Origin of the sequence: Mycobacterium sp., from assembly GCF_035633495.1 — a bacterium.
In the GTDB taxonomy this organism is placed as follows: domain Bacteria; phylum Actinomycetota; class Actinomycetes; order Mycobacteriales; family Mycobacteriaceae; genus Mycobacterium.
Genome location: NZ_DASQEU010000016.1, coordinates 116526 through 126680 on the forward strand (window position 1 = coordinate 116526; position 10155 = coordinate 126680).

Annotated in this window: 11 protein-coding genes; all 11 read right to left on the bottom strand. The window is 65.8% G+C overall.

Features of this window, described 5'->3' with window-relative positions:
* Nucleotides 1-5: 5 nt before the first annotated feature.
* Nucleotides 6-1691 (bottom strand): ArnT family glycosyltransferase, encoded by a 1686-nt coding sequence (locus tag VET27_RS03370; protein WP_526515117.1) that lies wholly within the window; start codon nucleotides 1689-1691, stop codon nucleotides 6-8.
* Nucleotides 1688-3178: a glycosyltransferase gene (locus VET27_RS03375; protein ID WP_526515119.1), complete on the bottom strand. Its 1491-nt coding sequence runs from the start codon at nucleotides 3176-3178 to the stop codon at nucleotides 1688-1690. The genes VET27_RS03370 and VET27_RS03375 overlap by 4 nt, the downstream gene beginning before the upstream one ends.
* Entirely contained in the window at nucleotides 3175-4707 is a 1533-nt protein-coding gene (locus VET27_RS03380) for a hypothetical protein (RefSeq protein WP_526515121.1), read from the bottom strand. Before VET27_RS03380 ends, VET27_RS03375 begins: the two co-directional genes overlap by 4 nt.
* A 1-nt stretch (nucleotide 4708) precedes the next feature.
* The gene (locus VET27_RS03385; RefSeq protein ID WP_526515123.1) at nucleotides 4709-6613 is read right to left on the bottom strand and encodes a hypothetical protein; all 1905 of its coding nucleotides are present in this window, start codon (nucleotides 6611-6613) and stop codon (nucleotides 4709-4711) included.
* A gap of 376 nt (nucleotides 6614-6989) precedes the next feature.
* Entirely contained in the window at nucleotides 6990-7307 is a 318-nt protein-coding gene (gene rpsQ, locus VET27_RS03390) for a 30S ribosomal protein S17 (RefSeq protein ID WP_526515125.1), read from the bottom strand.
* Nucleotides 7307-7540, bottom strand: a complete 234-nt coding sequence (gene rpmC, locus VET27_RS03395) for a 50S ribosomal protein L29 (protein ID WP_140690890.1) — start codon at nucleotides 7538-7540, stop codon at nucleotides 7307-7309. Before rpmC ends, rpsQ begins: the two co-directional genes overlap by 1 nt.
* The gene (rplP, locus tag VET27_RS03400; protein ID WP_526515127.1) at nucleotides 7540-7956 is read right to left on the bottom strand and encodes a 50S ribosomal protein L16; all 417 of its coding nucleotides are present in this window, start codon (nucleotides 7954-7956) and stop codon (nucleotides 7540-7542) included. Before rplP ends, rpmC begins: the two co-directional genes overlap by 1 nt.
* Before the next feature lie 3 nt (nucleotides 7957-7959).
* The gene (gene rpsC, locus VET27_RS03405; protein WP_526515129.1) at nucleotides 7960-8826 is read right to left on the bottom strand and encodes a 30S ribosomal protein S3; all 867 of its coding nucleotides are present in this window, start codon (nucleotides 8824-8826) and stop codon (nucleotides 7960-7962) included.
* Nucleotides 8827-8833: 7 nt separating this feature from the next.
* Complete coding sequence (gene rplV / locus VET27_RS03410; RefSeq protein WP_526515131.1) at nucleotides 8834-9373, bottom strand: 50S ribosomal protein L22; 540 nt, start codon at nucleotides 9371-9373, stop codon at nucleotides 8834-8836.
* 92 nt (nucleotides 9374-9465) lie between these two features.
* Entirely contained in the window at nucleotides 9466-9747 is a 282-nt protein-coding gene (gene rpsS, locus VET27_RS03415; protein ID WP_526515133.1) for a 30S ribosomal protein S19, read from the bottom strand.
* An 8-nt stretch (nucleotides 9748-9755) separates the two neighbouring features.
* The coding region (gene rplB / locus VET27_RS03420; protein ID WP_526515135.1) for a 50S ribosomal protein L2 at nucleotides 9756-10155 on the bottom strand (400 nt) is incomplete at its 5' end.

Below are 10155 nucleotides of genomic sequence, written 5' to 3' on the forward strand. Positions count from 1 at the left end.
CGGACCTAGGTGGGAGCCAGCACCCGGTACAGCCGCCAGTTCGGCTGACTGTCGCCGTCATTGGGAATCTCGAGTTCCAATGTCGCGATGTCCGCACCCGTGTCGTACAGCGTGGGATACCGCACGTTGAGGGCGTCGGACACGCCGCGCCCGGTCGGCGGTACCGCCAGTAGATACCGGACGCCGTTGTTCTGGGGATCGTTGAGCAACGTGACGAAGTCCGGGTCGGAAGGGACCACGAACGTCTTCGGTTGAGTCGATGCGGCGGTGATCGCGAATCCGTAGACGGTGTCGGTGATCACCGAACTCTCCGGCAGGTTCAGCTTCTCCAGATAGCTTGCGATCCGGCGTTCGGTGGAGAACGACGCGGCGATGGCATGTTCGGTCGCCTTGCGGACGCTGACGTTGTCGGGTTCCGGCGCCAGCACTGCACCCAGCGCGTATTCCTGCGGGGCGTACTTCGGCTGCCCCATGCCCCACGCGGTCACCGGGACGGCGACGGCGAAGGCCACCGCCACCGGCGCGTACGCCAACCATGACCGGCGCCGTGGTGGCTGCTGATCTGCATCCGGCTGTGCCGGAGCGTATCTGCCTCGCCGTGTGGCAGGCTCGGAGATTCCGTCCGGGACTGCCAACATGGCCAGACAGGCCGACAGTGGAATGGCCACGATGTAGAACCGCAGGAACGGAAACGTGGAACCCGACGCATAGCTGTAGGCCTGGAAGGCCAGCGCCGCGCCGTACACGAACAGTGGCACCAGAAGCACCGACCAGTTCGACTGGCGGTATCGCCGAATTCCACACCACAAGGCGATCGGCACCAGAGTGGGCGCCAGCAGCGTGATGCAGATGAGCGCGAAGGTCAGGCCCTCGGCGAAGGTCACCGTGGACTGACCGGACTGAGCCAGGATGGCGGCGTTGCCGTACTGGGAAGTGAACTGGGCGAAGGCCTCGCCGGTGATCAGCCAGCTCACCGCCGCCCAGCCGACGAACGCGAAGAAGCCCGGCGCGCTGACCAAGAGCATGTCGAGCAGCGCGCGCTGGAGCCGAGGCGCGGGCCGTGCTCTCAGATAGGTGGTCGCGCCCACCAACACACCCGCCGCGGCGACACAGGCAAACGCGTCGTATCGCGTCAGGTAGGCCAATCCCATCGCGATGCCGCCCGCGGCGACGAGGTGATGGACGTCGTCGTCGACCATCCACATGATGAGTCTTCTTACCGCCCAGGACATGAAGAAGATGAACGGCGCCTCGCTCATCCCGTTGGCGCCGTAGAAGACGATCATCGGGTTGAGCGCGAACAACGCGGTGATCGCCAGGACGTAGCCTCGCGGCAGCCCCCGATCGGTACCCATGCCAAGAATCTGGACGACACCGCCGGCCATGAAGATCGCAGACATGATGGTTCCGGAGAAGGCGCGCTCGGTCAGCTCCGGCCACAGCGGACTCAACAGAACGGCGGGTATCTGCACCATCGCGGTCAGCGGGGTGAAGATGAAGCCGATGGCGGCCAGGTGTGGATCGCGGCTGAACAGCGCGCTCTGGGCGGCCGAGACTCGGGACAGGGCGTCGCCCAGGATGAATCCGTTGCGCACCTGCAGCCAGTACCCGACCGCGAGGTACACCAGCAGCGCCACTACGTAGACGGCGATCTTCAGCTTGCGGTCGCGCACCGGGGTGCCTGTCCTCACGTGGCTGCCGACTCCGGCTCGCCATCGAGGACGGGGCGTTGCGCCAGACCGTGAAAGGTCTTCTCCCAGTAAAACGGATTGCGGATCAACTGGTAGCAGCCCTTGGCCGCGGCGACGCTCATCATCACCCAGAACACCGGCACGGTCAGCCCGGCCACCAACAGGTCGGACCGGTCGTCTTCGCGCAGCGCGATGAGGTTCATGTATACCGTGGCGCCGTTGCCCAGTATCAACGCCACCAGTGCCGGGAAGTAGATGATGGGCGGGAACACGGCGCCCACGACCGTCGGCTGTCCGAGGAACCAGACCATCGTGATGAACCAGAACACCAGGTTGAGCACCGCGATGATCGGGGTTCCCGCGAGAACCAGATTGAACCTGATGAAGCTGCGAAGTCCGATGGTGCGCAACAGCTGTCGAGGTCGTCGGATGTGCACCAACCAGGTCTGCAGGTAGCCCTTGTACCAGCGTGAGCGTTGCCGGATCCAGTTGATCGGGTCGCTGTTGGCCTCCTCGAGGGTCTCGGAGTCGACCACGGCCGTGCGGTAGCCGAAGGCTGCGATGCGCAGCCCGAGGTCGGCGTCCTCGGTGACGTTGAACGGATCCCACGCGCCGATCTCGTCCAGCACCGACTTCAAGAGGTGATTAGACGTGCCGCCCAACGGAATTGGTGACGTCGTCCGCATCATGCCCGGTAACAGGTAGCCGAACCACAACCCGTACTCCGCGGTGAACCAGCCGGTCAGCAGGTTCTGAAGCCCGTTGTGATACTTCAACTTCGCCTGCACACACGCGACGTCGTCCGGGAGCCGCTTGAACGTGGCGACCACCCGGCGCAGCTGAAGCGGCTCGGGCAGATCCTCGGCGTCGAAGATCGTGACGATGTCACCCGTGGTGAAGTGCAGCCCGTAGTTGCAGGCCTTCGGCTTGGTTCGGGGTTCGGCAGGCGGCACCAGCACGATAGTGACGGTCTCGGATTTCCCGCAGGCCTCGGCGGCGGCGATCGTGACCTCGTCGTCGGCCTCGAGCAGGAGCAGTACCTGCAGCTTGTCCGGCGGATACTCCAGCCGTGCCATCGCGCCGAGCAGGTCGCCGACGACCTCTGGCTCGTTGTAGGCGGGCACCAGGATCGTGTAGCGCGGTAAGTCGGCGTCGGGGATGGCTCTGGCCTCTTCGTCGGGAATGACGATCGCTCGGGAAGCTAGCCCTTGGCGGAAGATCATCACCCGGTCGAGCATCGTCACGACGTACCCGAAGGTGCAGATGCCGATCAGTGCGACGGCGGTCGGCATCGGTGCCACGATCACGCAGCCCACGACGATCAGAATCAACGCCCACAACACGGGTCGCTGCCAACCCACCAGGGGGGTCGAGGCCGAGTTCAGCGGATCGTCATCCCGCAGACCGTTGATGGCGCGGTATAGCGCCAGTTCGCGTTCCGCGCCGGAACACGTCTCGGGTGTCGGACGGTCCACCCCCGCGCTCATCGAGCACCGCCTAGCGAAATGCCCTGGGCCGCAACCAGAGCACGGCCGACCTGAGTCAGCAAGTCGGCGTCCTTGAAGGTGGGAGCACGGTCGGTGGCGGCGGAATTGCCACGGAGCAGAATGGTGAACAACGTGCCCAGAGTCGGTACCACGCCACCGGAGGGCTCAGGGAACGGCGCGCCAGGGTCGTGGTTGTCGACGGCGAAGAGGAGCACCCGCTGGGCGATCTCCCGGTCGCCCCAGGTGAACTGCAATGCATTCCAGGTGACCAGCAGATTGTCGTCGACCACCGAGACCATCTGCCCCCTCACGCCCGAGCCCAGGTCGACCACGCGCGGCTCGCTTATCCGAGACCCGGCCACGTCGTATACGACCCGGGCGGGATAGACGTTGAAGGAGAAGGGGCGGAGGCTCGTCAGGCTGTCGATCACCACCGTTCGGGGCCGCCCCAGCTTGTCCCAGTACGGGTTGACGTCATCGGCCGTGATCTGTTGCCGGATCAGATCGGCGCCGCTGCCGTACAGCCGATGGACCCAGTCGTAGGTGCGCTCCGAAGTGCCGTGCCAGCCTGGTGGCACGACCAGCGGCTGCCCCTGCCGCAGAGCCCCCAGGCTGACGGGGGCGACCGATATGACACTCACCGTGGGCGGTAGGTGCACGAACGACAGCGCGATCCCGACCACGATCACGACGGGCACGCCGGCCCACACCTGGCGCGCTGCGAGCGGCTCCACCTTGCGGTCCAGCACGCGTTTTGGCGCACCCCGGCGGGCGTGCAGGAAGAATCCGCCACCGACGACGCACATCGTGGCCACTGCCGGAATCAGCTGAAAGGCCAGCAGCGACGAATCGTAGAAGAAGGTGGTCATGACCAGCAGCACCAGACCACCGAAGGCCCACGACACCAGGGACCCGATCAACCCGCGCCGATAGGTCCGGCCCAGTGCTATCCCCGTGCCAACTCCCGAGATCAGAAGGGTTGCAGCGCCTGCGGCCACTCTGTTGCCACCGAGGACGATGACCGTGACGTAGTAGGGCAGCGGAAAGACCATCACCAGCACCATGCCCCAGACCCAGGCGAACCGGGTGATCGGACGGAGCCCGAAGAGCACGATGCTCGCGCTGAACACGAACAGCCACATTGCGATCAGATCCAACCGCAACAGATGGAAGTACAGTGCGTAACGCGCGAGCAGGACCCCTTGAATCAACAGCGCAAGTACCAGGCCCATCGTTCCGATGATCACGTCGGTCTGGCGGTCGTGAATCGGCAATTCGGTTCGGTGCCAACGGGATACGCCGACCGCCACCAGAGTCCCCACCACCGCGACCGTCCACACGAAGCCGCCCAGTCCGCCTTCACGCGTCGTCTCCACCAAGCTCGCGATGCTGGCGCGAAAGGCCACCACCGTCGTCGTGACGATGAGGCTCCAGCGCAAGACCAGGCGGTAGCCGGGATGCAGGCCGTAGTACCAGTCCGCCAGCTTCTGCCCGAATCGGGCGTGCCTGAGGTCGGTGGATGCCGTCATGTCACCCGCTCGCCGACCTCTGCCTCGAGCGCCACCAGATCAGCCCGACTCCCGCGGCGGCCACCGCGACGAGGCCACCGCCCAACCACCAGTACGGCGAGGTGTTACCGCCTTCGACGGAGGCGGCCGACTGCCGGGAGTCGACCGCGCCGAACGTCACGGGCTCGCGACCGGCAGGCGCAAGAACCGCAGTTCCGGTCAACCGCGACCACCGCACCGGGTCCGCACCCAGCCACGCCAACAGCGCGTCGATCTGTTCGGGTGCGCCATTGGACGTCGCGATCAGCAGTGGTCTTCGACCGTCGAGCGCCGTCTGCAGCGAGCCGACCCGCTGCGCCGGGGTCAACGTCAGGGTGGTCTCGTCGGAGCTGCCGTCGACCGCGGCGACCTTGAGCTCGCCGGACGCGTTGACACTGACCGGCAAGGTGATCGCTTGATCCGACCAGCCATTTGCTGCGATGAGGACGGCCGGGTTCGGTGAGTCGATGGCCTGTTGCAGGGGCATCACCGCGGTGTCCATCGGCAGCGCACTCATCCGCTGCAGTCCCACCAGGATCGACAGCGCACGACTGGTGTCGGCGAAGGCGTCCTGGCCCAACCCGATCTCCATCCGGGGCATCAACGCCTGCGGCACCGACTGCAGTCCAGCGGTCAGCGGCGGGTCGGCCGGGCTGCTCTGCACCGGGCTCTCGCCGTCGATGGTCAAGGTGATCGGTTGAAACTCGCCGCACCGCCCGGTGTTTCCGGAGATGTTGATGGCCACCCCGAGGTTGGTGTATCGCTGCAGTAGCCGATCCGGGATGTCCACCCAACGGTCGATCACACCGGTGCCGTCGGTGGGCCACTGGGCGAGGGTCTCGCCGTTTATTGCCGCCACCACACTGCCACCGATACTCGTCGGCAGCGGGGTGTAGGTGCCGCGCAGATGAACCCGGACGTTTCGCACCGAGCGGCCCAGCCGGGTCTGATCGAGCCCGATCGATACCTGCGGGTTCAATGCGGTCGCGTTCACCCCGGGCTGGCCGAGCTGGCGGATGGTCGTGACGTCGGCAGGTAGCTGGGGTACCGACTTCAGCGGGCCGACAACGGCCTTCGAGCTCACTGCCAGCCGGGACACATCGCTGGACAACAGTCGCGCCTGGTTGACGAGTTGATCGGGCGGCCCGCTGATCAGCAGCCAGGGGATGCCGCTGGCGCCGCGCAGTCCGACCCCGGCCTCCGGGCCCTCGCGGATGACGATCTGGCGTTCCATCGGTGCCGAAGACTCGGGGGGGTCGGTCTGACCGTCGGCAAGGGGCAGTACCGCGATCTCTGGATTCTGCTTGCCGTAGCGTGCAACGACTGCCGTGGCCAGTCGAATTGCCGCATCGGATTCGATGTTCAATGGTTTGGCCGGAATGAAGAGCGTGAGCTTGCGCAATACCGGCGGAAGGAAATCAGCGACCGTCGCCGGTGGTATCTCCGATCCCTCGTAGCGAATTGCCGCATCGGTGAGCCGCAACGGATTGGTGGGATCGAGGCAATACCCGTCCACGGGTACGAGGTAGCTGCGCAGAGTAAGCGTCACCGCATTGTCGACCACGACGGTTCCGGTCAGCGGAATGGATATCGGCGCCCTGTCGGCTTCGGGCAGCGGTACCCGGGAGATGGTCCTATCGTCCTGCGAGACGGTCAGGGTGCCTGCGCGAAGGTTGACCGGGATCTCCACGTTCGCGGTCAATTCCGCAGGTTGAAGCCCCGCGGGAACCGGGATGGCCACTGTCTCGGTGCCCTGCAATCCGTAGAACGCCAATTGCGGGCTGGACCCCAAGTCGGTGAACGTGAGGATGGGCGCAGGGGCGACCGTCTCGGCGTCACCAGGGGCAGCATTAGCCGAAGGCAACCCGAGCCCGGCTGTAAAGGCCATGAGGAGAGCGGTTCCAGCCAACGAAAGACAAGCGCTATGCAAACGTCCCGGAGTCATTTCCGGGAATGGTATCTACTAGACCTTTAATTTACTGAGTTACGACTCAACTACCTTGAGCTGGCTAAATACCCGAATTTGCCAGAATTGCACCGCCCTGCACGAATCCAAAGGCCGAGCACCCTCGCTTCCACAGCAACCGGAGCGCATTTCAATTGTCATAGCCGAGAAAGACGTCGATGCCGCCGATGCCGTGCGCGAATACCGCCTTCCCCGCCGAACCGACGTGCAAGTTTGCCGTGGCAAGAACGTCCGGATATAGGAGAAGGCCCCCCGCACGCCGATGGCGTGCGGGGGGCACTTCGGGAAACGTCTGGTGCTACTTGGCCCTCTCGAGGACCTCGACGAGGCGCCAGCGCTTGGTGGCCGACAGCGGCCGCGTCTCCATCAGCGACACGCGGTCGCCAACGCCGGCGGTGCCGTTCTCGTCGTGCGCCTTGACCTTCGTCGTGGTCCGGATGATCTTGCCGTACAACGGATGCTTCGAGCGATTCTCCAGTTCGACCACGATGGTCTTCTGCATCTTGTCGCTCACGACGTATCCGATGCGCGTCTTGCGCTGTCCGCGCGGCTTCTCAGTGCGCGGGGTGTGCTTGGCGCCGGCCCGTGCGGCCGCGTCCTCTGTCTTCTCTGCCATTACGAATCCTCACCAACGGGTCCGGAGGCCAGACCCAACTCACGTTCACGAAGCACGGTGTACACGCGTGCGATCTCCTGCCGCACGACGCGCAGCCGACGGTTGTTGGCCAACTGGCCGGTCGCCATCTGGAACCGAAGGTTGAAGAGCTCTTCCTTCGACTCGCGCACTCGAGCGGCGAGCTCGTCGTCGGTCAGCTCGCGCAGTTCGCCTGGCGAAACTCCCACTGCCATCAGAACTGCTCCTCTCGGGTGATGATGCGTGCCTTGATCGGCAGCTTGTGGATGGCGCGGGTCAGCGCTTCCTTGGCGATCTTCTCGTCCGGGTAGCTGATCTCGAAGAGCACGCGACCCGGCTTGACGTTGGCGACCCACCACTCCGGCGAACCCTTGCCGGAACCCATGCGCGTCTCGGCGGGCTTCTTGGTCAGCGGGCGGTCCGGGAAGATGTTGATCCAGACCTTGCCGCCACGCTTGATGTGCCGGTTGATGGCGATACGAGCGGACTCGATCTGCCGGTTGGTGACGTAGGCGTGCTCCAGTGCCTGGATGCCGTAGTCACCAAAGCTCACCGAAGTGCCGCCGCTGGCAACGCCACGCTGTCTCGGGTGGTGCTGCTTGCGGTGCTTGACCTTGCGGGGAATCAACATGATTTAGCTCTCCGTGCTCTCTGCCGCTTCTGTGGCCGCGACGGCCTCGGGAGCGGCGGACGTGTCGGCGTTCTCAGCGACGGGCGTCTCCTCGCTGGCGGCGCGACCGGCCTCCGTGCTCGTCGCGGTGGTGCCCGAAGCCCCACTGCGGCGCGGACGGGTACCCGCCGGACGGTCACGACGCGGACGCTCTGCACCGGCGGCAGCGGGTGCGGCCAGCTCGCGCTTGCCACCGACGACGTCGCCCTTGTAGATCCACACCTTCACGCCGATCCGGCCGAAGGTGGTCTTGGCCTCGTAGAGGCCGTAGTCGATGTCGGCGCGCAGCGTGTGCAGCGGCACCCGACCCTCGCGGTAGAACTCGGTGCGGGACATCTCAGCGCCACCGAGGCGGCCGGACACCTGCACGCGGATGCCCTTGGCACCGCTCTTCATCGTGCTCTGCATCCCCTTGCGCATGGCGCGACGGAACGAGACACGGCTGGAGAGCTGCTCCGCAATGCCCTGGGCAACGAGCTGCGCCTCGATCTCGGGGTTCTTGACCTCGAGGATGTTCAGCTGCACCTGCTTCCCCGTGAGCTTCTCGAGGTCGCCGCGGATGCGGTCGGCCTCGGCGCCACGGCGGCCGATGACGATGCCCGGACGGGCGGTGTGGATGTCGACGCGGACCCGGTCACGGGTGCGCTCGATCTCCACGCGGGCGATGCCGGCCCGCTCCATGCCCGACGAGAGCAGCTTGCGGATCTGCACGTCCTCGTGGACGTAGTCGCGGTAACGCTGGCCCGGCTTGGAGCTATCGGCGAACCAACGAGTGTTGAAGTCGGTGGTGATGCCCAGCCGGAAGCCGTGCGGGTTTACTTTCTGGCCCACTGTCGGGTCACCCTTCCTTCTCTGCGGTCTCGGCCGGAGCCGAGGCCTTCTTCGCCGTGGCCTTCTTCGCCACCGGCTTGTCAGCCGTGTCAGCCGCCTTCTTCGCCACGGGCTTGTCAGCCGTGTCGGCAGCCTTCTTCGCCGGCGCCTTGGGGGCGGCGGGCTTCTCTGCAGCCTTGGCCACCGGCTTCGCCTTCGCGACCGGTACCACCACGGTGCCGTCGGAGACGATCACGGTGATGTGGCTGCTGCGCTTGCGGATCCGGTAGGCGCGACCCTGGGCGCGCGGACGGATGCGCTTCATGGTCGGACCCTCGTCGACGAACGCCGCACTCACGACGAGCGCACGCGCGTCCATCGCGTGGTTGTTCGTCGCGTTGGCGATCGCACTGTCCAGCACCTTGCCGACCGGCTCACTGGCCGCCTGCGGCGCGAACCTCAACACCGCCTGGGCGTCAGCCGCGTTCATCCCTCGGATGAGGTCGATGACGCGACGCGCCTTCATGGGCGTGACGCGGACGTACCGCGCCTGGGCCCTGGCTTCCATGTCTGTCCCCTTGCTCTTGTCTGCTGATCGTGGTGCTCTGTCGGTGGCTTGCTCACGCCGTGCGTATGGCCCGGCGCCTGACGGCGCTCGGGCTACCGCCGCTTCGCCTTGCGGTCGTCCTTGATGTGGCCCTTGAAGGTCCGCGTCGGCGCGAACTCGCCGAGCTTGTGGCCCACCATGTTCTCCGACACGAAGACCGGCACGTGCTTGCGACCGTCGTGGACTGCGATCGTGTGACCGAGCATCGCGGGGATGATCATCGAGCGACGCGACCACGTCTTGATCACGGTCTTGGTGCCGGCCTCGTTCTGGACCTCCACCTTCTTGAGCAGGTGGCCGTCGATGAACGGGCCCTTCTTCAGGCTGCGTGGCATGTCTATCCCTAACGCTTCTTGCCGGACTTGCGGCGGCGGACGATGAACTTGTCGCTGGCCTTGTTGGCCTTGCGGGTACGGCCCTCGGGCTTGCCGTTCGGGTTGACCGGGTGCCGGCCACCGGACGTCTTGCCCTCGCCACCGCCGTGCGGGTGGTCGACCGGGTTCATGGCGACACCGCGGACGGTCGGGCGCTTGCCCTTCCAGCGCATGCGGCCGGCCTTGCCCCAGTTGATGTTCGACTGCTCGGCGTTGCCCACCTCGCCGACCGTCGCGCGCGAGCGCAGGTCGACGTTGCGGATCTCGCCGGACGGCATGCGGAGCTGGGCGTACGGACCGTCCTTGGCCACGAGCTGCACCGCAGCCCCGGCCGAGCGCGCGATCTTCGCGCCACCGCCAGGCTTGATC